The organism is Pseudomonas sp. N040, from assembly GCF_015637705.1.
Lineage (GTDB): Bacteria > Pseudomonadota > Gammaproteobacteria > Pseudomonadales > Pseudomonadaceae > Aquipseudomonas.
The window spans coordinates 231,454-257,551 of record NZ_JADOBE010000002.1; the positions used below are offsets into that span (position 1 = coordinate 231,454).

Below are 26,098 nucleotides of genomic sequence, written 5' to 3' on the forward strand. Positions count from 1 at the left end.
CCACCCTACGCCCACCCACGCCCACCGTACGAGTCTCGGCCTTTACTGGTAGCGCGCCAGTTCCTGCTTGGCGATGGCATTGCGGTGCACTTCGTCCGGGCCATCGGCAAAGCGCAGGGTGCGCGCCTGGGCATAGTGGAAGGCCAGGTTGAAGTCATCGGAAACACCCGCCGCGCCGTGCACCTGGATCGCCCAGTCGAGTACCTGCAACGCCATGTTTGGCGCCGCCACCTTGATCATGGCGATTTCCTTGGCGGCTACCTTGTTGCCCACGGTGTCCATCTTGTGCGCGGCATTCAGGGTCAAAAAGCGCGCCTGATCGATCAGGATGCGCGCATTGGCGATGCGTTCACGGGTTACGCCCTGCTCGGCAATCGGCCGGCCGAAAGCCACCCGGCTCAGGCTGCGTTTGCACATGGCCTCCAGCGCGCGCTCGGCCATGCCGATCAGGCGCATGCAGTGGTGAATACGCCCCGGCCCAAGGCGGCCCTGGGCGATCTCGAAGCCGCGCCCTTCGCCGAGCAAAATACTGGAAACCGGCACCCGCACATTGTCGAAGGTGAATTCGCCATGGCCGTGCGGTGCATCGTCGTAGCCGAACACCGGCAGGAAGCGCGTCATGCTCACGCCGGGCGCATCGATCGGAATCAGGATCATCGACTGCTGCTGATGGCGGTTGGGATTGTGCGGGTCGGTCTTGCCCATGAAGATCAGCAACTTGCAGCGCGGGTCAGGCGCGCCGGTGGTCCACCACTTCTTGCCGTTGATGACGTACTCGTCACCGTCACGGACGATGCTCGCCTCGATATTGGTGGCGTCCGAGGAAGCCACATCCGGCTCGGTCATGGCAAACGCCGAGCGGATCTCGCCGGCCAGCAACGGCACCAGCCACTGCTGCTTCTGTTCTTCAGTGGCGTAACGCTCCAGCGTCTCCATGTTGCCGGTGTCCGGCGCATTGCAGTTGAACGCTTCCGGGGCGATCCAGGAACGGCCCATGATCTCGCACAGCGGCGCATACTCCAGATTGGTCAGCCCTGCCCCGCGATGGGATTCAGGCAGAAACAGATTCCAAAGGCCGGCGGCGCGCGCCTTGACCTTGAGTTCCTCCATGACCCTGGTCGCCACCCAGGCATTGCCGGCGCGGCGGTTGGCCTCGACCTCGGCGTGATACACCGCTTCGGCCGGGTAGATATGCTCTTCCATGAAAGCCGTCAGGCGCGCTTGCAGATCCTGCACTTTGGCTGAGTAATCAAAATCCACGGTCAGTCTCCTTGCTGTTGGGCACAAGCCCAGGCGATATCGGCAATTTGTTCGGCTTTGCGCCCCATGACCACGGCGTCGTCACTGGAAGCATTGCCCTGCAGTCCGCGCGCCCACACACCATGCAAAATGGCGGCAATGCGGAACATGTTGAAAATCAGGTAGTACTCGTATCCGGGAATGTTGTCGCGACCGGTGCGCAGGCAATAGCTGTGGATGAATTCGGCTTCGGTGGGAATGCCCAGCGCGGCGAAATCCTCACCGCCCATGCCGCGAAATACATCGGCCGGCAGGCGCCAGGCCATCATCAGGTAGGCGAAATCGGACAGTGGATGCCCCAGCGTAGAAAGCTCCCAATCCAGCACCGCCAGGACCCGTGGTTCGCTCGGGTGCCACATCAGGTTATCCAGGCGGAAGTCGCCATGGGCGATGCTGGTTTCATCGCCTGTAGGCAGATGCCTGGGCAACCAGTCGATCAGCTTGTCCATCGCTGCAATGCGCGGTGCTTCGCTGGTGGCCAGGTAGTTCTTGGCCCAGCGCGCCACCTGGCGCTCGACGTATTGACCGGTTTTGCCAAAGTCACCCAGCCCGACCGCCTGATAATCGACGCTGTGCAGCGCGGCGATCACCCGGTTGATCTCGTCGTAGTGCGCCGCCCGCTCGGCTGGGGCCATGCCCGGCAGCGCCGGGTCCCAGAGAATGCGCCCGCTGATGTACTCCATCAGGTAGAAGGCGGTGCCAATGACCTCGGGGTCTTCGCACAGGCCATACATCTTCGGCACCGGCACATCGGTGCCGGCCAGCGCCTGCATCACCCGGTATTCGCGGTCGATCGCATGGGCCGACGGCAGCAGCTTGCCCGGCGGTTTGCGGCGCAGTATGTAGCACGTGCCGCTGTTGCAGCTGACCCGGTAGGTCGGGTTCGACTGGCCGCCCTGGAACTGCTCGACCGTCAGCGCCGCAGCATCGCCCTGAAAGCCCGGCACATGGCTGTTCATCCATTGCGCGAGCCCGGCAACATCAAAGGGATGCACCACGCCGACCAACTTGGCGCCCGGATTGACTGCTGGCTGCTCATTCATGCTCATACCGCCGTGCAGCCGCCATCGACTGCAATGGCCTGACCGGTGATGTAGTCGGAGGCCTGCGAAGCCAGCAGTACGGCGATGCCCTTGAGATCATCCTCGTTGCCGAGGCGGCCGGCCGGATTGAGGTCAATGTATTTCTGCTCGATCTTGTCCAGCAACCCGGCGGAAATCTTGGTCAGGAAAAAGCCCGGGCAGATCGCATTGACCTGGATGTTGTACTTGCCCCACTCCGCTGCCAGCGCCTTGGTGAAGTTGACCATGGCGCCCTTGGCGGTGTTGTAGCCAATGGTGCCCATGCCCCAACCGGGCGGATTGCCACCCAGACCGGCAATCGAGGCGATGTTGATGATCTTGCCGGCACGGCGCGGGATCATGCTGCGCTTGCCGATCTCGCGGCTGAGGAAATACTGCGCATTGATGTCCAGGTCCATCACCTTGTGCCAGGCCTCATCGGTCATGTCCTCGGCCGGCGCACCCCAGCTGCAGCCGGCGTTATTGACCAGAATGTCGACCTGGCCGTAGTGACCAAGGATGGTCTCCGCCAAGCCTGGAATGCCGGAAAAATCGGACAGGTCATTGCGTACCGTCAGGCACGGGATGCCGAGCTTGTCGAAATGCGCCTGCGCCTCGTCCAGTTCCGACTGTTTGCGCGCTGACAACGCAATGCTGGCGCCACGCTCACCCAGCGCCTCGGCCATCTGCAGGCCGATACCGCGGGAACCACCGGTGATCACAGCGACCTTGCCAGTCAAATCAAACAGTTGCTGAGTGTTCATGCATACGCCCTCTTGAAAAGATAAGTTCCGCATAGCGGAACCTTGTATTGATATGCGGAACATAGTACCGAGTACCCTTCCCGCCTGTAAATCACCGCCGGTCAAGAACCATCACCGGCAGGTTGGGTGAGTGGTTACGCGGTTGCAATGCAACGCCTCTATCGCAGCCATGCGCGCTTCCATCCCTGGTGATCGGTTAAGATGCCTGCCCGTCGTAAACGCCAAAGCCGAGAACCCCATGCCGCACACCTGGACCCCCGAAAGCTGGAGAGCCAAGCCGATTCAGCAGCAGCCGCAATATCCGGATGCAGCGCATCTGGAAAAGGTTGAAAGAACCCTGGCCGGCTTTCCTCCGCTGGTGTTTGCCGGTGAAGCACGGGAATTGCGCCGGCAATTTGCCGAGGTCAGTGAAGGACGGGCGTTCCTGCTGCAAGGTGGCGACTGTGCAGAAAGCTTTGCCGAGTTCTCCACCTTGAAGATCCGCGACACCTTCAAGGTGCTGCTGCAGATGGCGATCGTCATGACCTTTGCCGCCGGTTGCCCGGTGGTGAAAGTCGGGCGCATGGCCGGCCAGTTCGCCAAGCCGCGTTCGGCCAATGACGAAACCATCGACGGCGTGACCTTACCCGCCTACCGCGGCGACATCGTCAACGGCATCGGCTTCGATACGGCCAGCCGCGTACCCGATCCCGAGCGCCTGCTGCAGGCCTATCACCAGTCCACCGCCAGCCTCAATCTGCTGCGTGCATTTGCCAGCGGCGGCTTTGCCGACGTGCATCAGGTGCACCAGTGGAACCTCGACTTCATTGCCAACTCGGCACTGGCCGAACGCTACAGCCAGCTGGCCGACCGCATCGATGAGACCCTGGCGTTCATGCGCGCCTGCGGCCTGGACAGCGCCCCGCAACTGCGCGAAGCAAGTTTCTTCACCGCCCACGAAGCCCTGCTGCTCAACTACGAGCAGGCCTTCGTGCGTCGCGACAGCCTGACCGGCCAGTACTATGACTGCTCGGCGCACATGCTGTGGATCGGCGACCGCACCCGCCAGCCGGACGGCGCCCACGTAGAATTCCTGCGCGGTGTGGGCAACCCGATCGGCGTCAAGGTCGGCCCGACTACCAGCAGCGAAGACCTGCTGCGCCTGCTCGACATCCTAAATCCGGACAACGACCCCGGCCGCCTCAACCTGATCGTACGCATGGGCGCCGGCAAGGTCGGCGAGCACCTGCCGCGGCTGATCCGCACCGTGCAGAACGAAGGGCGCAAGGTGCTGTGGAGCTCCGACCCGATGCACGGCAACACCATCAAGGCCTCCAGCGGCTACAAGACCCGCGACTTCGCGCAGATCCTCGGCGAGGTCAAGGAGTTCTTCCAGGTCCACCAGGCCGAAGGCAGTTACGCCGGCGGCATCCATATCGAGATGACCGGACAGAACGTCACCGAATGCATCGGCGGCGCCCGACCGATCAGCGAAGCCGGCCTGGCCGACCGCTACCACACCCACTGCGACCCGCGGCTGAATGCCGACCAGTCGCTGGAACTGGCTTTTTTGATTGCTGAAACGCTGAAACAGGCACGTGCCTGATCCCCTTGTCGTAGCAACCCAGACGAAGCCACGGTGCAGCGTCGGGTTTGCTGCGCTGGCACCGGTTGAGCAGTCCGCAGCTCACAGCCGGTAGCAAAAACCCTGATGGATTTTTCTGCTGCACACCGCAAAATGACCAGACGCCACCCTGCGTTGGCGCAAGTGTTCACCGCCTTCCAAGGGTTAACCAAGAGGTGCACAAATGGTCGACACAAGCGATCCCGGGGCACAGGCCAAGGCGCCCAACCCCGAGGAAAAATGGACGGTCGAGAAAGTACTGTCGATCCATTACTGGACGCCGTCACTGGTTTCGTTCCGCACCACCCGCGCTAGCGGCTTCCGCTTCACGCCGGGGCACTATGCCCGGCTGGCCCTCGGTAGCGATGAGGCGCTGGTCTGGCGGCCCTATTCGCTGGTGTCTGCCACCGATGACGACTACCTGGAATTCATTGCCGTGCTGGTGCCGGGCGGTGCCTTCTCGCAGCATCTGGCGAAACTGGCTGTCGGTGACGCGATAAAAGTCGACAAAGCCTGCTTCGGCTTTCTCACCGTCAACCAGCTGGCGCCGGGGCGCGACCTCTGGCTGCTGGCCAGCGGCACCGGCATCGGGCCGTTTCTCTCGATCGTGCGCGACCCGGCGGTGTGGCAGGCGTTCGAGCATCTGATCGTGGTACATGGTGTGCGCCACTCCGCCGACCTCGCCTACCGCGAGGATTTTACCGCCCTTGCCCGGCAACCCCTGCTCGCCGGGGCCAGAGCGACACTCAGCTACTTCCCGGCGATCACCCGCGAGCCGGGTGCCAGCCAGCTGTCCGGGCGCATCCCGCAACTGCTGGCCAATGGCCGGCTGGAGCAGGCGGCGAACCTGCCGCTGAGCCTGGCCGACTCGCGGGTGATGGTCTGTGGCAATCCGGACATGGCGTTCGAGGTGCGCCAGCACCTGAGCGCGCTGGGCTTCGCCACCGGTCGCCGCGGGGTCCCCGGGCAGATGGCGTTCGAGAAGTACTGGTAGGGTGCTGCCGGCATTCTGTTGCGCCCGCGCCACCTGCCCGGCCAACCCCGGCAACTGCTCAGCGCTGGTGCTGGGGCTTCTCGCCGACCGGCAAACCGGCGTCCTTCCAGGCCCTGAAGCCACCCTCGACGTGGCTGACCCGCGTCAACCCCATGTCCTGCAAGGTCACGGCTGCCAGGCTTGAGCGCCAGGCCGACTGGCAATAGAGCACGAACTCCTTGTCCGAACCGAAGACCTCCTTGTAATAGGGACTCTCCGGGTCGACCCAGAACTCCAGCATGCCGCGCGGCGCGTGGAAGGCCCCCGGGATCATGCCCTCACGCTCCAGCTCGCGCACATCGCGAATATCGACGAACACCACCTCCGGATCGCCGTGCCTGGCAGCCGCTTCTTCGAGCGTCAAGGTGCGGATTCTGGCGCGCGCCTCCGCGAGTAATTGCTTGTAGCCTTTGGCGAGCGGCATGCGACTTCCTCTTTGCAGTATCCGAACAGCCTGATTGCTGCCTCGTGCCTAGCCTGCCACATGCATCAGCCATCCGGCGATCGCGTCCCAGGCCGCGGTCGTCGAGAGCGGCGCGCGCAGCAACTGCTGGACCAGCACGCCGGCGCCGGCCAGCAGATAGACCGGATGCGGGCGGCCGCGGCTGCGCCAGTCATGAATGATCCCGGCGATGATGAACAGGTCAACCAGCAACGCCGGTATCAGGGTAACGTCGACCGGCGGCACCGGCGCTGCTCCGCTTGCCAGCGGCGGTGCCAGAAAGGTCAGGAACCAGCGCGCGACCGGCGCGTCCAGCATCGAGGCGGTGGCCACCAGCATCAGCCGCTTGTGCACCTCCTTGTGCTGGATGTTGCCGATGGCCAGGGCAAACAGCACGGCGAAGGTGAGGATGCCGGACACGGGCACGATCATGAACGCCTTGCCTTCCTGCAGAAAACCCAGGGCCGCCACCCGCTCGGCCCCGGCCACCCCCACCATCAGGCCGAACAGCGTCATCGCCGTGGCCAGGGAGATACCGAGCAGGCCGATTTCCCGGTGGCGCAGCGTCCGTCCGCTCGCCACCAGCCAGGTCTGCCAGGCGTACAGCAGCGTCCACAGGAAGAACACGCTGGCATGGATGTGCACGATCGGCGCCGCCTGGAATGTGCCGCGCAGCAGTGGCACGAAATAGGTCGGGGTGAAGCCGAGGAAGGCGACCGCGACGAAACACCAGGCCGTCCAGACATGGAAGTAGCTGCCGCGCACCTGAACCGCAGCCTGCGCACCTGCTGTGATTGTTTTCATGCTCGATCCCCCGCCTTCGGCCAGCCTGCCACCACCTATGGGGCAGGCACCGCCGGGATTTGCCGGCAAAGCATCAGATGGTTTAGTTGCCCTTGCTGAAGATTGCAACGGCTCGCCGGCACCACGTCCGGCGAACATTGCCTGGCGCACCTCAGCGGTCAAACGGGCGGCGGGCCCGCCCTGCCGGGGCAAGGCTGTGCCACGACAGGGAGGATCCGGCCGGCCTACTGCGCCGCGGGAGGGTCGAGCTTGAAAGTCAGCTTGTCGAGCTTGCCGGTGAAGGTGAACGGCACATCGTAGCGGTATTCCACCATCGCCAATCCGGAACGCGTGTCCATACCGACATCGAAGGTTTCATCCTCGGGGAAGGTAATCGGCGTGCCGTGTTCCATTGAGTTGCGCGCCACTTCCTGACCGTCCACAAACAGCACACCGGTACCCGCCTTGCCCAGGCCAGGCTCAGCGACCTTGTAGTCGAAGACGATGGTGTGCTTGCCCGGGCTCAGCTCAGGTCCTTCCCAGACGGTGCGCTTGAGGTCGAGAAGGTTGTAGAGGAACACCACCTTGCCGCGACCGATGCCCAGTTCGCCCTTGCTGAGGAACAGGCCGTAACCGCCGAAGCGCCCGCCCTGGGTGACGATCATGCCCTCGGCACCGCCCTCGGGAATCTCGACTTCGGCGGTGATGCTGTAGGACTTGTTGAGAATGCTTGGCGCACTGCCGCCCGGCACGCTGGCCAACACGCCGGAGTAGGTAAAGTCGGTGCGCCCGGCAGTCAAGCTCGGCCGCGGCGTGTTCCAGCGCGCAAGGGTGGAGTTGTCCAGCGGCAACACGTTGTACTTGGCGGCCTCGACATAGAACAGGTTCTCCATCTGCTTGAGCTTGTCAGGCATCTTCGCCGCCAGGTTGTTGTTCTGGGTGGGGTCCTCCATCACGTTGTACAGCTCCCACTGGTAGCCGCTGATCACATCCGGTGCAGGCTTGGAGCTGAGCACCCAGGGTATGGTCACCGGGGTCGTGGCGGCCACCCAGCCCTCGTGATAGATGGCGCGGTTGCCGAGCATCTCGAAGTACTGGGTAGTGCGTCGGCTTGGCGCCTTGGCATTGGCCTTGTCCCAGGTGTAGGCCAGGCTCACGCCTTCGATTGGCTCCTGCTTGATCCCGTTGATGGTCTTGGGTTGCGTTATGCCGGTGGCTTCAAGAATGGTCGGCACGATATCGATCACATGGTGGAACTGCCGGCGGATAGCGCCCACATCAGTGATATGCCCCGGCCAGGAAATGGCCAAGCCCTGCGCCGTACCACCGAAGTGCGACGGCACCTGCTTCATCCACTTGAACGGTGTATTGAAGGCCCAGGCCCAGGCCGCCGAGTAGTGCGGGAAAGTCTTGTCCGAACCCCAGAACTCGTACCAGAGGAACTGGTCCTTGACCGGCACCTCGATGCCATTGAAGGAAGTGAACTCATTGGGTGTGCCATTGACCATGCCTTCGGCACTGGCGCCATTGTCGCCGCTGATATAGATGATCAGGGTGTTGTCCAACTGGCCAAGATCTTCGACCGCCTGCACCACGCGGCCGATCTCATGGTCGGTATACGCCTGATAGGCGGCGTAGACATCCGCCTGCTTGATGAACAGCTTCTTCTCTTCAAAGCTCAGCGAATCCCAGCGCGGCAACTTGGCGCCACCGTAGATGTCCTGACCATCCGGCCAGGGTGTCAGCTCGGCATTTTCCGGCATGATGCCCAGACGCTTCTGGTTGGCAAAGATGGTCTCGCGCAGCTTCTCCCAGCCCTGATCGAACAGGTGCATGGAGCTGATCTTGTCGATCCATTCCTTTGTCGGATGATGCGGTGCATGCACGCCACCCGGCACGTAATAGACGAAGAAGGGTTTATCCGGTGCCAACTCCTTGAGCTGCTTCATGTACTGGATGGCCTCGTCGGCCATGGCCGTTTCCAGGTTCCAGTCCGGGTTGCCCTGGAAGGGATAAATCGGCGTGGTGTTGCGGAACAGGTTGGGCTGCCACTGGCTGGCATCGCCACCGACGAAGCCATAGAAATACTCGAAGCCCATGCCGTTGGGCCATTGATCGAACGGACCGGCCTGACTGCTGGCAAAGAATGGCGTGTTGTGGTCCTTGCCGAACCAAGAGGTGGCGTAGCCGTTTTCCTTGAGGATGGTGCCGATGGTGCCTTTCTCGACCGGGATGATCGAGTCATAGCCGGGAAACCCGGTGGCGATTTCACCCACCACGCCAAAACCCACCGAGTGGTGGTTGCGCCCGGTGATCAGCGCCGCGCGGGTTGGCGAGCACAGCGAGGTGGAATGGAAGTTGGTATAGCGCAGTCCGTTCTGCGCGATGCGATCCAGCGTCGGCGTGGGAATCACGCCACCGAAGGTACTCGGTGAACCGAAGCCGTCGTCATCGGTCATGATCAGCAGCACGTTCGGCGCGCCCTTCGGTGGTACCACCCGTGGCGGCCACCAGGCCTTGGAGTCTGCCGCCTTTTGCTTGATTACCCCGCCGAACTTCGGGTCTGGCGGCGGCAGCTGCTCACCACTGATGGTGGTGGCGGCTGCAGCCGAGCCCAGCTCACCGTTGACCACCACTGGCTGCGCCAGACCCAACCCGCAGAAGAATAAAAACACAACCGATGAAACCGCGCGGATTGCCTTCAGCCTGAATCTGTTCATTTCAACAACTCCTTCTGCCGCTAGCGGGTGTCGCCGTTCGATCTTGTTTGGTGCGCAGAACTGAAGGTCCGAGTCTGAGCGCCTCAGGCGCGCCCTGTACAGGCTGCGATGATCAATCCGGCAAAGCCCTGCGGATCATCTTCCTGAATGAAATGCCCGCCACGCAGGGTTGGATGCTTCTGTTTCTGCGCCCCCGGAACCTCGCGGACAAACCGCTCGCCCTGACCACGGGTGATCGGGTCGCCGTCGCTGTAGCAGGTGATGAACGGCTTTTTCCACTGCTGATAGACCTTCCAGGCGGCGCGGTTCTTGGCCGCCTCCGGATCATCGAAACGAACCGGCACCAGGGAGGGATAGACGCGCACCGCCGACTTGAAAGTGGCATCCGGGAAAGGTGCGTCGTAGGCGGCCACCTCGGCCGGTGTCAGCTTGCGTTTGACGCTGCTTTGCAGGATGCGGCCAATCGGGAACCACGGGCTGAAACGGGCAAATTTTTCCCAGATACGCCAGGCCAGCGACATGGGCGCCTCGCCAGTGGGCAGGCCGCCATTGGAGAGCAGGACGCGGGAGAAGCGCTCGGGGTTTTCCGCCGCCAGACGCAAGCCGATCAACGAGCCCCAGTCCTGACAAACCAGCGTGATGTCACGCAGATCCAGGGCTTCAACCCACTGCAGTATCCACGCGACCTGCCCGGAGAAACTGTAATCGCCCTGCTCGGCCGGTTTGTCCGACTTGCCAAAGCCGATCAGGTCCGGGGCCAGCACGCGCAGGCCGGCCGCGGCCACCGGCGGGATCATGAAACGGTAGAGATAGGACCAACTCGGCTCGCCGTGCAGCATCAGCACCGGCTTGCCGTCGCGTGGGCCTTCATCGACGTAATGCAGGCGCAACCCGGGCTCGACCTCATGGTAATGCGGGGCAAAGGGATAGTCAGTCAGCTGGGCGAAGCATTCATCCGGGGTGCGTAAGACGTTCATCGATGGCTCCTTGCAGTTTGCGCTCGGTTGATTGATGGTTGATCAGTAATGGGCAAAACGCTCGGGCAAGTGACCTAGAAACGGCTTGACGAGCTTCCACGGAAACGCCGGCACCACGCCCGACTCGACTTTCTTCTCGATCAGGTCGGCCATTTCCCGTGCGGCCTGGCTGGCCGGAATGGCAAAGGGCATCTTGCTGATATCGACACCTTCGACGATATCGGTGGCAATGTAGCCCGGCAGAATGCTGGTGACAGTGATGCCCTTGGCACGCAATTCGATGCGGGCCGCCTTGAGGTACATCGAGAACCCGGCCTTGCTCGCACAGTAGGCGGCCTGCCCCGTCATTGGCTGCAAGGAAGCCAGCGAGGAAATGCCGATCACATGGCCTTTGCCACGGGTAATGAAGTGCTCGGCAGCAGCGGCCACAGTGGCAATCGCCCCGGACAGGTTGGTGGTAATCAGGTTCAGCTCTTTGGCCAGATCATTGGTACCGCCACCGATGTCAGTCATGTCGTTGACCCCGGCATTCACCACAATGCTGTCGACACCACCCAGGCGGGTGAACAGGGTCTGCAGTGCCGGGCTTACCGTATCGGTCTGGCAGACATCGAGAATCGCCAGCTCCACCTTCAACTTGTTATTGATGGTGGAGTGAATTTCTTCACGCAGTTCTTCCAGCAACGGCAAACGGCGTGCGGTCAGCCCCAGGTTGTGGCCACGCCGGGCCATTTCCAGCGCCAGTTCACGGCCAATGCCAGAAGAGGCTCCGGTAATGACAATCGTCGGTTTGCTGCTTTTGTTCATGGAGAAGTCCTCGGGTGCTGGGATTTGATAATGAGTCTGGGCTGTCACCCCACCCGGGTCGAGGACACTCGACGACAAAAAATGGACATTCGACGACAGTTACACGATGCTACTTCCCATGACTACGACGCCCCCCCTGCTTGTCCGAGCCCGCGCCCTTACCGGCTTCAGTGAACTGGTCACTGAACTGGGCGGCAACCCCGCAGCCTTGCTGCACGAGGCTGGAATTGATCTGCAGCTATTGGCTCGCCCCGAGTCCAGCCTCGGCATGGCCAACTTCCTCGGATTGCTCGAAAACGCCGCCGCGCAATTGGATGCCCCCGACTTCGGCCTGCAACTGACGCTGCATCAGGACTTCTCCGTACTCGGCCCGATTGCGCTGGTGGCTTCGCGCGCCGAAACCCTGGGCAGTGCCTTGATTTCGATTGCGCGCAATTTGCCTTACCACGTGGCGCGTACCTCGCTGAAGGTAGAAGACGGCCCGGAAGCCGGTCAGACCTGGCTGCGCTATTCCCTGCCGACCGAAGTTGGCAGCGGGTACCGGCAAACCGTGGAAATGTGCTGTCTGCTGGCAGTCAAGGCCATGCGCATGCTCAGCGGTGCACATGGACACGACTGGCGAGTGATCTTTGCCCATCCACCTGGCACGACCGCAGCCCGCTACCAGGCGTTGTTCGAATGTGCCGTGGAATTCCAGCAAGCGGGGCATGGCGTGATCTTTCCGCACGCGTTGCTGGAGCACCCGATCAACGGCAGCAACCCACAAATCTGTGCTGAAGCCGAACGCTTCGTAAGGCATCTGATCCGGCGCAACCCGCTGGACCTGGCGTGCCAGATAGAAGAACTGATTGCCCGGCAACTGGCCGCGGGCGGCTGCAGCCTGGCCGACATTGCCCGGCAACTGTCGATGCATGAACGCACCCTGCAACGCCGGCTGGATGATCAACAGATCCGCTTTGCCGACATCCTCGATCGCGTCCGCCAGCAGCAGGCGCGTGAGTATCTGCGCCAGCCGGCCCTGCCGTTACCGGAAGTGGCCAGCCTGCTCGGTTACAGCGAACAGCGTTCGCTCAGCCGCGCCTGCCGGCGCTGGTTTGGCACCACACCCGGCGCCTTGCGCGCACAGTCCTGATGGCCGCAATAGGCAAGCCCAACCGCCGCTGGCTATGATGTGTGCCCATGACCGTCGCCCTGCCCATTCGCAACCCCTGCCCGCCCGGCACCTGCATCTGCGGGCGTGATGCGTTGCTCGACGCACCCACAGCCGACCTGCGCAGCCTGCGCCTGACGCTGATGGAAGAGAAACGCCTGCTTGAGCGGCTGGAGAACATCCAGAGCCTGCAAGACCTGGAGCACATGCAGAGACGGCTTTTTGATCAACTGGGCATTCGCCTGGAGATCGCCCCGAAGGCCAGCGAAGTGCGCAGCCTGCGCGGCATCGGCATCCACATTCCGGAACGCCCCGGGCTCTGCCGCAAGATTCGCCAGTCCATTCCCGCCGCGGTGCGCAAAAGCCTGGAGAAACGCCCGGAGATTGTCTACCGGCTGCTGGATGCCCACGACCTGTTCCGCGACAGCTGAAAATTCCTGCATCGAAGCAGAACACTTTGCCCACAGGCGCTCCCCCATGGTGCATGGCAGACCGCCTCGGCGCCGGCTGAATTTTCAGATGAATTTGATAACGAATTGATAGTTATGGGCTTTCATGAATCGCACGAAAACTGGCACGCCCCATGCTATGTACTAACTGCCAGTTCCCGCAGCATGCAGTACGGGTTGCTGACTTAAAACCTGATCTGTCTTACAAGGAGAATCGCAATGGATACCAATGCCGCTAGCGCTCCCAGCGCAGACGTCACCCTGGTTTGTTCCCCGGCCTTCCTGCTGTTCCTGAACGACTATTTCGAATCGATGTACTTTGCCAATTAACCGTTTTCCACTGCGGGTTGCGCCATCAGGACGTGGCGCCCGCAGTGCGTTTTTACACAGTCCCGGTTTGTAGCAACGCGTTCAACCTTTGTCCTTCCGCCTTCCGGCAGTTGAGCTGCACATGCTGCAACCCCAGCCAATTCGCCAGGGCACGGAGTTGCCCGGCCAGCTCGAGCAGCGCTGTCTCACTCAAGCCCATTTCCTCTTCATGGACTGCATGTACGGCCAACACCCCCTTGGCTCGTTCGGCACGCAGATCGACACGCGCAACCAGTTGCCCGTCATGCATGAACGGCAACACGTAATAGCCGTACACACGCTTATGCGCCGGGGTGTAGATCTCCAGCCGGTAACGGAAATCGAACAGCCGTTCGGTGCGTTCGCGCGCCCAGATCAGCGAGTCAAAGGGTGACAGCAGCGCCGTCGGTTTGAGCCCGCGCGGCACTTTCGGCTCGCCACGGCACCAGGCGGTTTGCCGCCAGCCTTCGACCCGCACGGCCTGCAGTTCACCCGCTTCGGCCAGTTCGGCCAGACGCAGGCGGGTATCGGCAGCATCCAGGCGAAAGTAATCGCGCAGGTCCTGCTCGCTGGCCACGCCCAAGGCAGCGGCCGCATGCAGCAATAACTGCCGCTGGGCAGCGGCTTCATCCGGTTCAGCTTGTTCAAGGATGCGATGCGGCAGCACCCGCTCGGGCAGATCGTAGAGGCGCTCGAAGCCACGCCGCCCGGCCACCGTCACCTCGCCGGCGGCGAACAGCCATTCCAGCGCATGCTTTTCCGCGCTCCAGTCCCACCAGGGGCCAGCGCGCTCCGCGCGTTTGGACAAACTGCCAGCACCCAGAGCACCCTGCTCGCGCACGCACTGCAAAACCTGCCGAATCAGCGGCTGCTGCTCACGGCCGAACTGCGCCATTTCCTTGTAGATGCCCTGCCCGGCCGCAGCCCGGCGCATGCGCCAGCGCAGCAGCGGATAGAGCTGCATCGGCAGCAGCGAGGCTTCATGCCCCCAGTACTCGAACAAGCTGCGCTGGCGGCCGCTGCTCCAGGCCTGCAGGTCAAGCCAGTCCATGGGGTAGTCGCCCAGACGGGAGAACAGCGGCAGGTAGTGCGAACGCACCAGCGCGTTCACCGAGTCGATCTGCACGACGCCCAGTCGTTCGATCAGGCGCCGCACCGCCAGCGGTGTGGCGGCCTTGCTTCGGTTGCTGAAGCCCTGCGCAGCCAGCGCCAGGCGCCTTGCTTCGGCGCGCGACAGGTCAAGCGGCATGCGCCGGCTCAGGCCTGCCGACCGTGGGCGGCATCGGCCAGCTGGCTGGCATCCACGCGCACGAAGGTCGAATCGCCGATGGCAGTCAATTGCTCGCCGGCATACAGCTCGCAGATCACCCGGGTCTTGCGCCCGACCTCGCCTTCCACCCGTGCGCGCAGCTGCAGCGGCACGCCCATGGGCGTCGGCTTGAGGAAGCGGATGCCCAGATTGCCGGTCACGCAGTGGATCGGCGGCAGGCTGCCGGGTTCGCGATGTTCCGCGCGGTAGTGGTAGGCCATCGCCGTCCAGTTCGAATGGCAGTCCACCAGCATGGCAATCAGGCCGCCATAGACCAGATCCGGCCAGCCGCAGTACATGGGGTCGGGCAGATGCTCGGAAAGCACGTGCACACCGTCCTCGGCCCAGTAGCTGTGGATGTGCAGGCCATGCTGGCTGCTGCAACCGCAGCCAAAACAGACGCCTTCGGGCGCGGCGGCTTCTTGCAGGGAAATCGGGTGCATGCTGTTTCCTCGAAGGTTCAATGACCCCGGCATGCTAAGCGCCCGGCCAGCCGCGGACAACGCCCGCGCGCAAGCGCCTCACGGAATCGGCGCGCCGGAATCGCGCTCGCGCACCGCCTGGGCAAACCCGACATCCTCACAACGCGCCTTGAAACGCACGCCCTCCGGACTGTGGCGGGTAATGCCGTCAAACAGCGTGGCGAACATCTGCGTGGTCTCCAGCCCCATGTTGTGGAAGGCCTGGTTGATCATCAGCTTCTGCATCATCAATTGATTCTTCGGAATACCCTGCATGCGCGAAGTCAGTGCCTCGACCGCCGCATCCAGCTCGGCACCCGGCACGCTCTGGTAGACCAGCCCGAGGCGCTGGGCCTCGCGGCCGTCGATCAGGTCGCCCGTCAGCAGCATGCGCTTGGCCTTCTCCGGGCCCAGTCGATAGACCCACATGGCGGTGGTCGGACAGCCCCAGACCCGCGCCGGCGGATAACCGATCACCGCCTCATCGGCCATCACGATCAGGTCGCAGCACAGGGCGATGTCGCTACCGCCGGCCACGGCCGGGCCGTTGACCTTGGCAATCACCGGCTTGTAGCTGCGGAACAGGCTCATGAACTGCTCGGTGAATTTCTTCATCAGCGCGTAGTCGACCATCGGGTCCCAGGGCATCTCCTGGCTGCCATACACGCCACGCGGGTTCTCGGCAAAGTCCTTGAGATCGTAACCGCTGCAGAAACCGCGACCGGCGCCAGTGAGTACCAGTACATGCACGTTGTCGTCGGCATTGGCCCGCGCCACGGCGGCTTCGAGGTCGCCCGGCATGTTCTGGTCAATCGCGTTGAGGCGCTCGGGCCGGCTCAGGGTCAGGGTCGCCACACGGCCCTCGACCTGGTAATGCACGCTGGATTGGGACACGAAAGGCACTCCTGGGAAGAAATTACGAGGACAGGGCTTGGCCTGCGCCGGCAAATAAGTAAAATGAATTCACTTTTTAATCAAGTCCAATTTGCGACCGCCATGGCCAACCTTTCCCCCAAAGCCCGCAACACCCGTGGCAGCCTGCTGGAGGCCGCACGCAGCGAACTGCTCGAACAGGGCGGTGCCCTCGAGGTCAGCCGGGTGGCCGAGCGCGCCGGCGTGTCAGTGGGGCTGATCTACCGCTACTTCGGCTCGCGCGCCGGGTTGCTGGCGGCAGTCGCCGAGGACTACTACGACCGCTACCAGGCCCGGGTGATGGCCGCCGACCCGCTGCCGGAAAGTGCCGACTGGTGCAGCCGCGAAGAACAGCGGGTGCTGCGCGCCGTGCAGTTCGTCTACGGCGAACCACTCGCCGCGCTGGTGCTGGTCAGCCTGGCGCGCGAACCCGAGGTGGCCGCGCTGGAGGCGCGCTGCATCGCCGATAACGTGCGTCAGGGCGCCGACAATATCCGCCGCGGCCAGGCCGCCGGCCAGCTGGATGCCGCTCTGGATGCGCAACTGGTCTCGGCGATGATCCTCGGCGGCCTGCACCAGGCCCTGCTCGAAGCCCTTGGCCGCACCCCGCGCCCGCCCGCCGAGCAGCTGGCACAACAACTCTGGCATTTCATCCGTGGCGCGCTGGCGCCGCTCTGACCGACACGCGAGGCCACCATGCAGCACGCCACCCAGGTTGAACTCCTCAAGCGCACGCTCGCCCTGATGGAACATGGGATTTCCGACTGCGCAGAGACCCCCTCCTCGCTTAGCGCCAGCACCTACCTGGACGAAGCGCGCTTCCGCCGCGAACGCGATCAGATCCTGCGCCGCGAACCGCTGCTGGTAGCCCGCTCCAGTGAAATTCCCAACGGCCACTTCCTCACCCGCGACCTGCTCGCCCCGCTACTGCTGACCCGCGACAACGACGGCCAGCTGCGCGCCTTTCTCAACATCTGCAAGCACCGCGGCACCCAGCTGGTGAGTGACTTGAGCGGACCGAACCGGGTGTTCGTCTGCCCTTACCATGCCTGGTCCTACAACCCTGACGGCCAGCTGCGCGGCATGCCGCATGCCTATGGCTTCGAGGGCATCGAGCGCGGCTGCCTGAACCTCACCGAGGTGCCGGTGGCCGAACGCTGGGGCGCGGTCTGGGCCAGTCACACGCCCGGGCCGGCACTCGATCTGGACACCTTCTTCGGCGAGCAATTGCTGGCCGACTTCGCCAGCTTTGGTGTCGAGTCGCATGTGGTGTTCGACCCGCGCGACATCACCCGCCCGGTCAACTGGAAGCTGACCATCGACACCTTCCTCGAGAACTACCACGTGCAGAAGGCCCACCAGGCCACCATCGACCACCTGTTCTGGCCCAACCTCGGGCTGTTCGAACGCTGCGGCCGGCACATCCGCAACTACTACGTGAAGCGCAACCTGCGCGACCTGCTGGATCAGCCGGAAAGCGCCTGGAACCTGCGTCTACATGGGAACCTGCTCTATTACCTCTGGCCCAACACCCTGGTGCTGGTCGAGCCTGACCATATTGACTTCACCAGCGTGTTCCCCGCCGGCCCGCTCGGTACCCGGGTGCTCAGCCACACCCTGCTGGCCACGGAGCCAGCCAGCGAGAAGGCCCTGCGCTACTTCCAGAAGAACAACGAGATCCTCTACAACGCGCTGGAGGAAGACTTCGGCATGGCCGCCCGGGTCCAGGCCGGCATTCAGGCCGGCGCCAGCGACCGCCTGTGGCACGGTCGCTTCGAGCCGGCGCTGAAGTGGTTTCACCAGGGGCTGGACACCGCCTTGGGTGAGCTCAGCGTCAGCGATGTGGCAGGCAATCATTAGCGCCGGGACTTGGCGGCTCGATTGCATGGCCGCTGGCTTGCCTGTTGCGGCTCATCTGACCGATTGAGTGGGTAACCCGCTGTGTTCATTCGCAGGAGCCCCCAAATTGCGTAGGGCGGGTGCAACCCGCCGTTGCCGCGCGTTGCACCCGCCCTACCAAACTGCAGCCATGCAGTCATCGCCAGCAAGCTGGCTCCTGCAACGAGCGCAGACCAGACGGATAACCCCTCCTGAACCCCCACCAACGAAAACGGAGCCCGCAGGCTCCGTTTTCAGTTGCACACAGGCTTACTGGTTCTGGTTCAGTGCCTGGTCGTGGAAGATCCCGTGGTTGTCCACGCCAAGCATGAACTTGGCCACGGCCAGGCGCTGCTCGGCCGACAGGTAATCCTGCGCGGGCATGGCCGGGTAGTCTTCACGCTTCTTCTCCGGTTTGGCGATGTAGTCGGCAATGCCTTGCGGATTTTCCATATAGAGGGCCTGGATCGTCTCGACCGGTGGGCCGATCATGCGCATGCCGTAGGCGTGGCAGCCAGTGCACACACCAAAGTAGGTCAGCTTGCCCTTGTCCAGCTCGGTGATTGCGCGCGGCGGTACAGGTTCCGGGAGCAGGCGGGTGATCACCTCGGCGGTGGTGGAGAAGCCGCAGGTACCGAAGTCCTTGAGGCCCATGTTGACGTACTGCTCACGGTTGAGGATGCAGCTCTCGCGGCTGTTGCCGACGTTGACGATATCGACGTTGGCATTGGTCAGGGTGGCCACTTTCAGTGCCTTGATCTCGTCGATCGGATCGGTGCCGTTGTTGTACATGACGTTGTTGAGGATGGCGACCTTGTCCGACTTCGGATCGGTTTCCGGATCGCGGGTGATGTTCGGGAAGCTGTCGTGGTCGGTGATGATGATGCCGGTGTTCTTGTTGCCGGAGATGATGTTGTTTTCCATGGTCACTTCATCGGCGGCCATGATCACGATGCCGGTACCCGAGGGCACACCGGACACCATCGAACCCGGCGCGCCGAAGTTCACATGGTTGTTGTTGGTGATGAAGTTGTTGCGGATGATCAGGTCGAAGGTGGTCTTGATCGGCAGGCCCGGGGTGATGAAGGTCAGGATGCCGCCGGCGTTGTCATACACCAGGTTGTTCTCGATCACGCCGTGGCGGGAGTTCTCGAACTCGATACCGGCGACACTGGCGTACACCTCGTTGTTGTTCACATGGATGTTGTCGCTCATGCCCACGTAGATCGCCGCATCCTCGATGCCACTGACCACGTTGTTGCTGATCAGGCCGTTCTGCCCCAGTTGCGGGAAGATGCCGTAGACGCCGGTATCCACCACGCGGTTGTTGCGGATCAGGAAGTTGTTGCCGGCCTGGCCCATGATGCCGTTGCCCTTGTAGTGGGTGATCAGCAGGTTCTCGACGGTGATGTTGTTGCCGGAATAGAGGATCGCATCGTTGAGCTTGCGCTCGCCTTCCATGGTCGGCCACTGGCCCTGCTCGATCACCCCGGTAATCAGGATGTCGTCCTTGTCGATGTACACGGTCTCCTTGTAAGTACCCGGGTAGACCCGGATCACGTCGCCAGGCACGGCGACGCGGACGGCAGCCTGGATGGACTCGCCATCCTTGACGTCAAGCACCTTGCCCGTGCCACTGGCGCCCACCGACTTGGCCAGCGAGCCAACGTCAGCAGTCTTGTGCTCGGTCTTGGCGTAACGGTCGGCACCACCCACGATGGTGGCGCTGTTGTTGCCGGCGAGTTGCGTGCCGAGGTAGACACCACCGCCCAGCAGTGCGGCGGCGATGGCCACGCTTAAGAGTTTCTTGCCCATTTTTTATTCTCCGGTTGGTTCAGCAACGCTGACTGTGGTTGTAGCAGAATTGGCACCATCGTGCAGGGCCGGCGGCAACTTGCCGATCGGCTGCAAGCCTGAGGGGACGCGCTCGGGTATCGCAGGGGTGAAGGATTCGTCGGTCAGCGCACGCATGAAGTCGACCAGGCGATCCAGTTCATGCTCAGCGAGTTTTGGTTCCCAGATATGCCAGTGCAACTGGACCCTGGCCTTCTCTTCTTCGGGCAGGGCATGCCCGCGGCCCTTGGTATAGAACTCGGCGGCATCGCGCAGATTGCCGAAGGTGCCGGAGTGCATGTAGGGCGCGGTTTGCGCGACATTGCGCAGCGACGGCACCTTGAAGCCACCGCGCCAGTCCTTGTTATGCGACGGCTTCTCGGCCCCCGGATCAAACGGCCGGCCATCCGGCTCGGGTACCCCGATCACGGCGATCTGCTGGTTGGTGAACAACGGTGGCGTATGGCACTCGGAACAGCGCGCGACAAACGAGCGATAGATGTTGAAGCCTTCCAGCTCCTTGGCGTTCAAGGCATCGGCAGAGCCATGGGCATAACGGTCGTAGGGACTGTTCAGCGAGATCAATGAAGTCTGGAAAGCCGCCAGTGACAGGTACAGCTGATCAAGGGTAACGCCCTGCTGTTGCTGCCCCGGATAAGCCTGGGCAAACAACCGGCGATACTCGGCACTGCCGTTCAGGCGCTCGAGCAGCAACTGCGGCGAACTGGCCATCTCCACCGGAGAAAACAAGGGCCCCTGCATCTGCTCTTCCAGCGAGGTGGCCCGGGCATCCCAGAAGAAATGCGTGAGGAACGCCATGTTCCACAGGCTGGGAGCGCCACGCTGACCTTCCAGCCCATTGCTGCCGATGCTGCGCTTGAGGCCGTCGGCAAAACCCAGCTTGGGATGATGGCAACTGGCGCAGGAGAGGGTCTGGTCGCCCGACAGCACGGGGTCGAAGAACAGGTTGCGGCCCAGGTCAATCTGCTGCGGACTGAAACCCTCGCGGTGTGGCGGCAGGGAGGTCTGCAGACCGCCGACGCCCTTGTCGTACAGCGAGTCGTACTGGTCGTACAGCGTATGCAGCTTGCAGGTGTTGTCCGCCGTGGTTTCGAAGCCGGCCGGGCAGATGCTGGCCAGCTCTATCGGTGTGTCGGCAGCACTAGCCATGGACGCAAGCCCGCTCAGAACAACCGTACAGCAGAGCCGTGAAGTAATAAAAAATCGCACCCGCAAGCCCTTACTTGGCGCCAAGCGTATTCAGGTACGCCAGCACATCCTGCAACTCGGTTTCGTTGAGGCTGTTGGCCATCATCCTCATTTGCCGGCCAAAGCGATCCTGCTGCTGGTAGCCGCGCTTGCCCTGCTTGAAGTGGTTGAACTGGGTCTGCAGGTAGACATCACTCTGCCCGGCCAAACGTGGCGAATTCAGTGCAGGATTGCCCTCGGCCTTGCCACCATGACAGGACCCGCACTTGGACTGGTACAGCTTGGCGCCCTGGGCGGCGTCACCGCCCGTCAGGGCTGGCGTTGCCTTGGCGGCAGGCAGGCTGGCCAGATACTCCGCAACGGCAGTTACCGCCGCGTCATCGGCCAGGCCCTTGGCCATTGGCGCCATCTGCGCACCACCGCTGTCGCCGGCAGCCGTACCACGCAGATCGGTGCGGAAATTCAGCAACTGGCGCTGCAGGTAGGCAGCCTGCTGGCCGGCCAATGCCGGCGCCTGCAGCGCCGGATTGCCCTGCCCGGCGGCACCATGGCACGCGACACAGGTAGCCTCGAACAGCGCCTTGCCCGGCGCCGTATCGGCAGCATTCAACGAAGTGGCTGCGGTCAGCCCGAGCAGCAGCGTTGCACCAAGAAACTGTCGCATAGGAGTGTCACCGGAAGAAATGGAGCGACCCAGAACAGTCGCGAAGTGCAGGCAGAATATATGGAACTATCGTACCAATCAAGCCTGAAAACTGCTGTTGCCGACGGCTGCACGCTGGCCGGGCATGCCTTGTGGCCAGCTCGAAGGTAGTGTGTTGCAGGGTGCCTGCAGGCTACTGGCGGATAACGACGGTTGTGGTGAGTGGTTGCACCGTGCAACCGCTCGCCACAACCGGGCATTGCGGGTTATTTGGCCAACGGATCGTCCCAGAACGGCCGTTCGCTTTCCTGCATGGCATCCGCCCGGCTCAGGCCGATGTCGTGCAAGGCCCGCTCGTCCAGCAGCGCCAGGCGCCGGCGTTGCTCGGACAGCTGCCACCAGCGGCGCAGCTGGCGGTAGGCGGCGCGCAGTGGCGCCCAGAACTGGACGATACGCCGGCCGCCTGAAGTGAACGCGAAGGATGCGGATTGATCTTTCATTTGCTTGCCCTCCCTGTGGGGTTGGCGCCAGTCTCGCGCCGGGGCTAACATCAATCCAACGAATGTTTCTTATGCGACCCATCTTGGAATTTGATACATGAGCCACCCCAGCATCGACAGCGAACTGCTGCGCAGTTTCATCGCCATCGCCGATCACGGCAGCTTCACCCGCGCCGCCAACGCGGTGAACCGCACCCAGTCGGCGGTCAGCATGCAGATGAAGCGCCTCGAGGATGATGTGCTCAAGCGCCCGCTGTTCGAGCGCGACGGGCGCGGCGTGCAACTCACCGCCGAGGGCCAGGTGCTGCTCGGCTACGCGCGGCGCATCCTCAAGCTGCAGGGCGAGGTGTTCAACACCCTGCGCCAGCCACACATGGTCGGGGCGGTGAAGATCGGCACCCCGGACGACTACGTGATGCGTTTCCTGCCCGGCATCCTTGCGCAGTTCGCCCAGGCCTACCCGCTGGTGCAGGTGGAAGTGCACTGCGAGCCCTCGACCCAGTTGCTGCAGCGCCAGGACCTCGACCTGACCATCGTCTCCCGCGAGCCGGGCAACGAGATCGGCCAGTTGCTGCGCCAGGAACGCTTCGTCTGGGCCCAGGCCCGCGGGCACAACGTGCACGAATGCAACCCGCTGCCGCTGGCCATGTTCAACGCCGGCTGCTTCTGCCGCGCCTGGGCCTGCAATGCACTGGACGCCCGCGAGCGCGCCTACCGGGTGGCCTACACCAGCCCCAGCCTGTCGGCGATCCTGGCGGTGGTCAGCGCCGGACTGGCGATCACCGCGCAGATGGAAAGCATCATCACCCCTGACCTGGAAATCATCGGCCCGGAACAGGGCCTGCCCGAACTGCCGCTGACCAGCATCGTGCTACTGCGCAACCCGCGCAGCCAGTCACCGGTGACCGAGACGCTGGCGGCGCAGATCGCCGAGGGCTTCAGACTCTGAACCCGAGCAACAGCGCACAGGCCAGCAGGAAACCGCAGAACAGCTGGCGCAAACGGCGATCCGGCAGGGCATGTGCCAGCTTCACGCCCCAGCTGATGCTGGCCAGCCCGCCGATGGCCAGCGGAATGCCGAGCGCCCAGTCGACTTCGCCGTGAACGGCATAGGTGAGCAGGGTCACGCTGGTCGCCGGCAGCGCCAGGGCCAGCGACAGGCCCTGGGCCAGCACCTGGCTGAGGCCGAAGATCGCCGTCAGGCTGGGGGTGGCCAGCACCGCACTGCCCACCGCGAACAGCCCGCCGAGCAGGCCCGAAGCCGCGCCCAGCGGGATCAGCCAGGGCCAGGGGTGACGCAGCTGCTGGCCGCCGTCGGGCAACTGGCGATACAACCGCCAGAGGTTGAACGCCGCCAGCGCCAGCAGGAAGCCGACGAAGGCCAGGCGCATGCTGCGCGCCTCCAGCTGCAGTGCCAGCAAGGACGCCAGCCAGGCACTGCCCAGCCCGGACAGCCCCAGTGCCAGGGCGTACCGCCGGTTGATCGGGTTGTGCTGGTGGTAGCGCCACAGCGCCAGCACCACATTGGGCACCACCATCACCAGCGCCGTGCCCTGGGCCAGTTGCTGATCGAGGCCGAACAGCACACCCAGCGCCGGAATCGCGACCAGCCCGCCACCAATGCCGAACAGCCCGCCGAGCGTACCGAGCGCGGCACCGAGCAGCAGATTCAGCAGCCAGCTTGCAATGTCCATGCAGCCTCCCGTGGCTGATAAAAACGCAGTGCGTAGGGTGGGCGTAGGGTGGGCTTTAGCCCACCATTTGGCGCTGCCTGGTTTGGTGGGCTAAAGCCCACCCTGCGTTTTGCGCCCACCAGGCAACAGGTACAGCGCCAACAAAAAGGCTATGTCCCTGTTATGTGTTGCTAGCCACTTTCGCTTTCTGTAGGAGCCAGCTTGCTGGCGATAGGAGCTGTCTGCCAGCGATCGCCAGCAAGCTGGCTCCTACAAAAAGGTTCCGCAACACGTAACGGGTACATAGCCAACAAAAAACCCGGCACATGGCCGGGCTTTCAGGACTCGCGCAGGTTTAAGCCTGTGGAGCCTGGGTGCGACCCTTGTAGGAGCCGTCACGGGTGTCGATTTCGATCCAGTCGTCGATATTGCAGAAATCCGCAACCTTGACTTCGGTGCCGTTGCTCAGCTTGGCCGGCTTCATCACCTTGCCGGACGTATCGCCACGGGCGGAGCCTTCGGTGTAGGTGATCTTGCGCACGATGGTGGTCGGCAGGTCGACGGAGATCACCTTGCCTTCGAAGAACACCGCTTCGCAGACGTCGGTCATGCCTTCTTCGATGAACGGCAGGACGCTTTCCAGGTCTTCGGCACGCAGTTCGTAGGAGTTGTACTCCGGATCCATGAACACGTAGTCGTCACCGCTGATGTAGGACAGGGTCACTTCCTTGCGCTCGAGGATCACCGGCTCCATCTTGTCGTCGGCTTTGTACACGGTCTCGGTCTTGGAGCCGTTGATCAGGTTCTTCAGCTTCATCTTGACGATGGCGCTGTTGCGGCCGGACTTGGTGAATTCGGCTTTCTGGATAAGCCAAGGATGGCCGTCAATCAGGGCCACGCTGTTCGGCTTCATTTCTTGTGCGGTTTTCATACGCTAATCCGTTTGGAGGGGGAGACAAAAAACAGGCCGCGTATCATAGCCAATTTGTACAAAAATGCGCCAGCCCCGCCGCCAGATCTCTCTGCGCAGCCTGTCGGGCCGACCAGTCCAGCGCGTGCCGGCGCAGTTCCGGCCAGTGCGTCTGCAGCGCCGCCCAGCTCTCGCCGGCCGGCAAGGCGCTGTTCCAGGCCTGCCAGAACTGCCCCAGCGCAGTTGCCGCAGGGCCGGAAAGCCCGGGCAGATAGCGTTGCAGAAAGGCCTCCAGCTTCTCCAGGTGGGTTTCTTCCGCCTGCTGGTACAGGTGCCAGAGCAGCGGCTTGCCGGCCCACAGGGCGCGCACGAAGGAATCCTCGCCGCGCACCGCATTGAAATCGCAACTCCACAACAGCCGGTCGTAATCGTCCTGGCTGACGAATGGCAGCACCTGCACGCGCAGGTTGCCGCGCCTGGCTTGCGCTCCGGCGGCCAGGCCGGGCTCACCCAGCCAGGCCCACACATCGCTCAGCGCGCGTCCCTCGGGAACCAGCAGCAGCACCGGCCGGTCACCCCTGGCCAGTTGCTGCAACCAGCCGGCGATGCTGGCGCACTCGTAGGTGAACAGCGAGTAGAGCTGCTCGTCTGCCGCCGGCTGCACACCCAGGCCGGCGAGGAACGCCTGGCGCTGCGCGGCATCCTGCTGAAAGGCGTCGCGCCGCTGCAGCAGCCCCTGCTCGCGCAGCAAGCCACCGGTGTCCGCGGTAAAGCCGGGAAAATAGAAGAATTTCTGCAAGCCGCCCGATTGCAGCGAAGGCAGGGCATGGCAGCCAGCCACCCAGTCCTCGGCGCTCAGGTACTCCAGGTTCAGCCACAGCGGCTTGCGCGCCCGCGCCTGCATGGCCGCCAGGTACGGCGCCGGCAGGCTGCAGGCAAAGGCCTCGAGTACCACGTCGGCAACCGCGACCGGCTGCCAGACGGCCGGCCACTGGCAGACCTCCACGCCGCTGCAGAACTGCCGGGCGGCGTGCGGGTCCGCACCCGGGCACAGGCGCACGAAGGCCGCCAGCTGGTCCACCCACAGGCGCACCTGCAGGTCATGCTCGGCAACCAGCTGCCGCGCCAGACGCCAGGTCACGCCGATGTCGCCGTAGTTGTCCACGACCGTGCAGAAGATGTCCCAAGCCTGGCGCATTGCTGATTTTCCGTTGAATGGCTGGGCGCATTATGCCTGCAGCCAACGTGTTGTTCCCGTTCCCCCGAAACCATGCAGGAGGCGCATCAAAGCAACCCACTCAATGCATTTGAAGTTTGCCAGTGCATTTGCCACT

Annotated in this window: 25 protein-coding genes; 7 read left to right on the top strand and 18 right to left on the bottom strand. The window is 63.2% G+C overall.

Translation table 11 applies throughout. The annotated features are described in order from the left end of the window. Nucleotides 1–42: 42 nt before the first annotated feature. From ISX93_RS03935 to ISX93_RS03945, 3 genes are read right to left on the bottom strand one after another with little or no spacing between them, the layout of a single operon-like run. A complete protein-coding gene (locus tag ISX93_RS03935; RefSeq protein WP_195777405.1) occupies nucleotides 43–1,260 on the bottom strand; it encodes an acyl-CoA dehydrogenase family protein in 1,218 nt (405 codons plus the stop codon). Between the two features lie 2 nt (nucleotides 1,261–1,262). After that, nucleotides 1,263–2,348 (bottom strand): phosphotransferase, encoded by a 1,086-nt coding sequence (locus tag ISX93_RS03940; RefSeq protein WP_229732033.1) that lies wholly within the window; start codon nucleotides 2,346–2,348, stop codon nucleotides 1,263–1,265. Further along, nucleotides 2,345–3,124, bottom strand: a complete 780-nt coding sequence (locus ISX93_RS03945; protein ID WP_195777406.1) for an SDR family oxidoreductase — start codon at nucleotides 3,122–3,124, stop codon at nucleotides 2,345–2,347. Before ISX93_RS03945 ends, ISX93_RS03940 begins: the two co-directional genes overlap by 4 nt. Before the next feature lie 238 nt (nucleotides 3,125–3,362). Between ISX93_RS03945 and ISX93_RS03950 the strand changes: the two genes are divergently transcribed. Then, nucleotides 3,363–4,709 (top strand): class II 3-deoxy-7-phosphoheptulonate synthase, encoded by a 1,347-nt coding sequence (locus ISX93_RS03950; RefSeq protein ID WP_195777407.1) that lies wholly within the window; start codon nucleotides 3,363–3,365, stop codon nucleotides 4,707–4,709. Between the two features lie 202 nt (nucleotides 4,710–4,911). Beyond that, a complete protein-coding gene (locus ISX93_RS03955) occupies nucleotides 4,912–5,721 on the top strand; it encodes a ferredoxin--NADP reductase (protein WP_195777408.1) in 810 nt (269 codons plus the stop codon). A gap of 58 nt (nucleotides 5,722–5,779) precedes the next feature. Here ISX93_RS03955 and ISX93_RS03960 read toward each other — a convergent pair whose 3' ends face one another. The 5 genes from ISX93_RS03960 to ISX93_RS03980 all read right to left on the bottom strand — a co-directional run bounded on the left by ISX93_RS03960 (nucleotide 5,780) and on the right by ISX93_RS03980 (nucleotide 11,489). After that, nucleotides 5,780–6,184 (bottom strand): rhodanese-like domain-containing protein, encoded by a 405-nt coding sequence (locus ISX93_RS03960; protein WP_195777409.1) that lies wholly within the window; start codon nucleotides 6,182–6,184, stop codon nucleotides 5,780–5,782. 48 nt (nucleotides 6,185–6,232) lie between these two features. Next, nucleotides 6,233–7,006, bottom strand: a complete 774-nt coding sequence (locus tag ISX93_RS03965) for a hypothetical protein (protein ID WP_195777410.1) — start codon at nucleotides 7,004–7,006, stop codon at nucleotides 6,233–6,235. A 224-nt stretch (nucleotides 7,007–7,230) separates the two neighbouring features. Then, nucleotides 7,231–9,705 (bottom strand): arylsulfatase, encoded by a 2,475-nt coding sequence (locus tag ISX93_RS03970; protein WP_195777411.1) that lies wholly within the window; start codon nucleotides 9,703–9,705, stop codon nucleotides 7,231–7,233. A gap of 83 nt (nucleotides 9,706–9,788) precedes the next feature. Beyond that, nucleotides 9,789–10,682: a haloalkane dehalogenase gene (locus ISX93_RS03975; protein ID WP_195777412.1), complete on the bottom strand. Its 894-nt coding sequence runs from the start codon at nucleotides 10,680–10,682 to the stop codon at nucleotides 9,789–9,791. Nucleotides 10,683–10,724: 42 nt separating this feature from the next. Beyond that, nucleotides 10,725–11,489, bottom strand: a complete 765-nt coding sequence (locus ISX93_RS03980) for an SDR family NAD(P)-dependent oxidoreductase (RefSeq protein WP_195777413.1) — start codon at nucleotides 11,487–11,489, stop codon at nucleotides 10,725–10,727. 118 nt (nucleotides 11,490–11,607) lie between these two features. On the opposite strand from ISX93_RS03980, the gene ISX93_RS03985 reads away from it, so the two are divergent. Beyond that, nucleotides 11,608–12,621, top strand: a complete 1,014-nt coding sequence (locus ISX93_RS03985) for an AraC family transcriptional regulator (RefSeq protein ID WP_195777414.1) — start codon at nucleotides 11,608–11,610, stop codon at nucleotides 12,619–12,621. A 47-nt stretch (nucleotides 12,622–12,668) separates the two neighbouring features. Further along, complete coding sequence (locus tag ISX93_RS03990; RefSeq protein ID WP_195777415.1) at nucleotides 12,669–13,070, top strand: hypothetical protein; 402 nt, start codon at nucleotides 12,669–12,671, stop codon at nucleotides 13,068–13,070. Nucleotides 13,071–13,470: 400 nt separating this feature from the next. On the opposite strand, the gene ISX93_RS03995 is transcribed toward ISX93_RS03990, so the two are convergent. The 3 genes from ISX93_RS03995 to ISX93_RS04005 all read right to left on the bottom strand — a co-directional run bounded on the left by ISX93_RS03995 (nucleotide 13,471) and on the right by ISX93_RS04005 (nucleotide 16,100). Continuing rightward, nucleotides 13,471–14,685, bottom strand: a complete 1,215-nt coding sequence (locus tag ISX93_RS03995) for a winged helix-turn-helix domain-containing protein (protein WP_195777416.1) — start codon at nucleotides 14,683–14,685, stop codon at nucleotides 13,471–13,473. Between the two features lie 8 nt (nucleotides 14,686–14,693). After that, the gene (locus ISX93_RS04000; RefSeq protein WP_195777417.1) at nucleotides 14,694–15,188 is read right to left on the bottom strand and encodes a PaaI family thioesterase; all 495 of its coding nucleotides are present in this window, start codon (nucleotides 15,186–15,188) and stop codon (nucleotides 14,694–14,696) included. A gap of 78 nt (nucleotides 15,189–15,266) precedes the next feature. Beyond that, nucleotides 15,267–16,100, bottom strand: a complete 834-nt coding sequence (locus tag ISX93_RS04005) for a crotonase/enoyl-CoA hydratase family protein (RefSeq protein ID WP_195777418.1) — start codon at nucleotides 16,098–16,100, stop codon at nucleotides 15,267–15,269. Between the two features lie 102 nt (nucleotides 16,101–16,202). Between ISX93_RS04005 and ISX93_RS04010 the strand changes: the two genes are divergently transcribed. Both ISX93_RS04010 and ISX93_RS04015 read left to right on the top strand, forming a co-directional pair. Next, on the top strand, nucleotides 16,203–16,796 hold the full coding sequence (locus ISX93_RS04010) for a TetR/AcrR family transcriptional regulator (RefSeq protein WP_195777419.1): 594 nt from the start codon (nucleotides 16,203–16,205) through the stop codon (nucleotides 16,794–16,796). Nucleotides 16,797–16,814: 18 nt separating this feature from the next. After that, nucleotides 16,815–17,978 (top strand): aromatic ring-hydroxylating oxygenase subunit alpha, encoded by a 1,164-nt coding sequence (locus tag ISX93_RS04015; RefSeq protein ID WP_195777420.1) that lies wholly within the window; start codon nucleotides 16,815–16,817, stop codon nucleotides 17,976–17,978. 288 nt (nucleotides 17,979–18,266) lie between these two features. Here the strand turns inward: ISX93_RS04015 and ISX93_RS04020 are convergent, their stop codons facing one another. The 4 genes from ISX93_RS04020 to ISX93_RS04035 form a co-directional block, all read right to left on the bottom strand. Continuing rightward, the gene (locus ISX93_RS04020; protein WP_195777421.1) at nucleotides 18,267–19,811 is read right to left on the bottom strand and encodes a parallel beta-helix domain-containing protein; all 1,545 of its coding nucleotides are present in this window, start codon (nucleotides 19,809–19,811) and stop codon (nucleotides 18,267–18,269) included. A 3-nt stretch (nucleotides 19,812–19,814) separates the two neighbouring features. Next, entirely contained in the window at nucleotides 19,815–20,999 is a 1,185-nt protein-coding gene (locus ISX93_RS04025) for a cytochrome-c peroxidase (protein WP_195777422.1), read from the bottom strand. Between the two features lie 70 nt (nucleotides 21,000–21,069). Next, on the bottom strand, nucleotides 21,070–21,702 hold the full coding sequence (locus tag ISX93_RS04030) for a c-type cytochrome (RefSeq protein ID WP_195777423.1): 633 nt from the start codon (nucleotides 21,700–21,702) through the stop codon (nucleotides 21,070–21,072). Nucleotides 21,703–21,947: 245 nt separating this feature from the next. Then, nucleotides 21,948–22,181: a DUF1127 domain-containing protein gene (locus tag ISX93_RS04035; protein WP_195777424.1), complete on the bottom strand. Its 234-nt coding sequence runs from the start codon at nucleotides 22,179–22,181 to the stop codon at nucleotides 21,948–21,950. Nucleotides 22,182–22,278: 97 nt separating this feature from the next. Here ISX93_RS04035 and ISX93_RS04040 point away from each other — a divergent pair, with 97 nt between their 5' ends. After that, complete coding sequence (locus ISX93_RS04040) at nucleotides 22,279–23,130, top strand: LysR substrate-binding domain-containing protein (RefSeq protein WP_195777425.1); 852 nt, start codon at nucleotides 22,279–22,281, stop codon at nucleotides 23,128–23,130. Here ISX93_RS04040 and ISX93_RS04045 read toward each other — a convergent pair. The 3 genes from ISX93_RS04045 to earP form a co-directional block, all read right to left on the bottom strand. Continuing rightward, nucleotides 23,120–23,875 carry a sulfite exporter TauE/SafE family protein gene (locus tag ISX93_RS04045; protein ID WP_195777426.1) on the bottom strand — a complete coding sequence of 252 codons (756 nt, stop codon included), beginning with the start codon at nucleotides 23,873–23,875 and terminating at the stop codon, nucleotides 23,120–23,122. The genes ISX93_RS04040 and ISX93_RS04045 overlap by 11 nt on opposite strands. Nucleotides 23,876–24,209: 334 nt before the next feature. Then, nucleotides 24,210–24,785 carry an elongation factor P gene (efp, locus tag ISX93_RS04050; protein ID WP_195777427.1) on the bottom strand — a complete coding sequence of 192 codons (576 nt, stop codon included), beginning with the start codon at nucleotides 24,783–24,785 and terminating at the stop codon, nucleotides 24,210–24,212. A gap of 43 nt (nucleotides 24,786–24,828) precedes the next feature. Beyond that, complete coding sequence (gene earP / locus ISX93_RS04055) at nucleotides 24,829–25,962, bottom strand: elongation factor P maturation arginine rhamnosyltransferase EarP (RefSeq protein WP_195777428.1); 1,134 nt, start codon at nucleotides 25,960–25,962, stop codon at nucleotides 24,829–24,831. Nucleotides 25,963–26,098 lie beyond the last annotated feature (136 nt).

What these genes read in the sequence shown, in the direction of transcription:
- ISX93_RS03995 (WP_195777416.1), bottom strand. Translation starts at nt 14,685, where the DNA reads ATGCCGCTTGACCTGTCGCGCGCCGAAGCAAGGCGCCTGGCGCTGGCT.
- ISX93_RS03990 (WP_195777415.1), top strand. Translation starts at nt 12,669, where the DNA reads ATGACCGTCGCCCTGCCCATTCGCAACCCCTGCCCGCCCGGCACCTGC.
- ISX93_RS04035 (WP_195777424.1), bottom strand. Translation starts at nt 22,181, where the DNA reads ATGAAAGATCAATCCGCATCCTTCGCGTTCACTTCAGGCGGCCGGCGT.
- ISX93_RS03945 (WP_195777406.1), bottom strand. Translation starts at nt 3,124, where the DNA reads ATGAACACTCAGCAACTGTTTGATTTGACTGGCAAGGTCGCTGTGATC.
- ISX93_RS03965 (WP_195777410.1), bottom strand. Translation starts at nt 7,006, where the DNA reads ATGAAAACAATCACAGCAGGTGCGCAGGCTGCGGTTCAGGTGCGCGGC.
- ISX93_RS03975 (WP_195777412.1), bottom strand. Translation starts at nt 10,682, where the DNA reads ATGAACGTCTTACGCACCCCGGATGAATGCTTCGCCCAGCTGACTGAC.
- ISX93_RS03955 (WP_195777408.1), top strand. Translation starts at nt 4,912, where the DNA reads ATGGTCGACACAAGCGATCCCGGGGCACAGGCCAAGGCGCCCAACCCC.
- efp (WP_195777427.1), bottom strand. Translation starts at nt 24,785, where the DNA reads ATGAAAACCGCACAAGAAATGAAGCCGAACAGCGTGGCCCTGATTGAC.
- earP (WP_195777428.1), bottom strand. Translation starts at nt 25,962, where the DNA reads ATGCGCCAGGCTTGGGACATCTTCTGCACGGTCGTGGACAACTACGGC.
- ISX93_RS04010 (WP_195777419.1), top strand. Translation starts at nt 16,203, where the DNA reads ATGGCCAACCTTTCCCCCAAAGCCCGCAACACCCGTGGCAGCCTGCTG.
- ISX93_RS03950 (WP_195777407.1), top strand. Translation starts at nt 3,363, where the DNA reads ATGCCGCACACCTGGACCCCCGAAAGCTGGAGAGCCAAGCCGATTCAG.
- ISX93_RS04040 (WP_195777425.1), top strand. Translation starts at nt 22,279, where the DNA reads ATGAGCCACCCCAGCATCGACAGCGAACTGCTGCGCAGTTTCATCGCC.
- ISX93_RS03970 (WP_195777411.1), bottom strand. Translation starts at nt 9,705, where the DNA reads ATGAACAGATTCAGGCTGAAGGCAATCCGCGCGGTTTCATCGGTTGTG.
- ISX93_RS04025 (WP_195777422.1), bottom strand. Translation starts at nt 20,999, where the DNA reads ATGGCTAGTGCTGCCGACACACCGATAGAGCTGGCCAGCATCTGCCCG.
- ISX93_RS04000 (WP_195777417.1), bottom strand. Translation starts at nt 15,188, where the DNA reads ATGCACCCGATTTCCCTGCAAGAAGCCGCCGCGCCCGAAGGCGTCTGT.
- ISX93_RS03985 (WP_195777414.1), top strand. Translation starts at nt 11,608, where the DNA reads ATGACTACGACGCCCCCCCTGCTTGTCCGAGCCCGCGCCCTTACCGGC.
- ISX93_RS03960 (WP_195777409.1), bottom strand. Translation starts at nt 6,184, where the DNA reads ATGCCGCTCGCCAAAGGCTACAAGCAATTACTCGCGGAGGCGCGCGCC.
- ISX93_RS04020 (WP_195777421.1), bottom strand. Translation starts at nt 19,811, where the DNA reads ATGGGCAAGAAACTCTTAAGCGTGGCCATCGCCGCCGCACTGCTGGGC.
- ISX93_RS04045 (WP_195777426.1), bottom strand. Translation starts at nt 23,875, where the DNA reads ATGGACATTGCAAGCTGGCTGCTGAATCTGCTGCTCGGTGCCGCGCTC.
- ISX93_RS03980 (WP_195777413.1), bottom strand. Translation starts at nt 11,489, where the DNA reads ATGAACAAAAGCAGCAAACCGACGATTGTCATTACCGGAGCCTCTTCT.
- ISX93_RS03940 (WP_229732033.1), bottom strand. Translation starts at nt 2,348, where the DNA reads ATGAGCATGAATGAGCAGCCAGCAGTCAATCCGGGCGCCAAGTTGGTC.
- ISX93_RS04015 (WP_195777420.1), top strand. Translation starts at nt 16,815, where the DNA reads ATGCAGCACGCCACCCAGGTTGAACTCCTCAAGCGCACGCTCGCCCTG.
- ISX93_RS04030 (WP_195777423.1), bottom strand. Translation starts at nt 21,702, where the DNA reads ATGCGACAGTTTCTTGGTGCAACGCTGCTGCTCGGGCTGACCGCAGCC.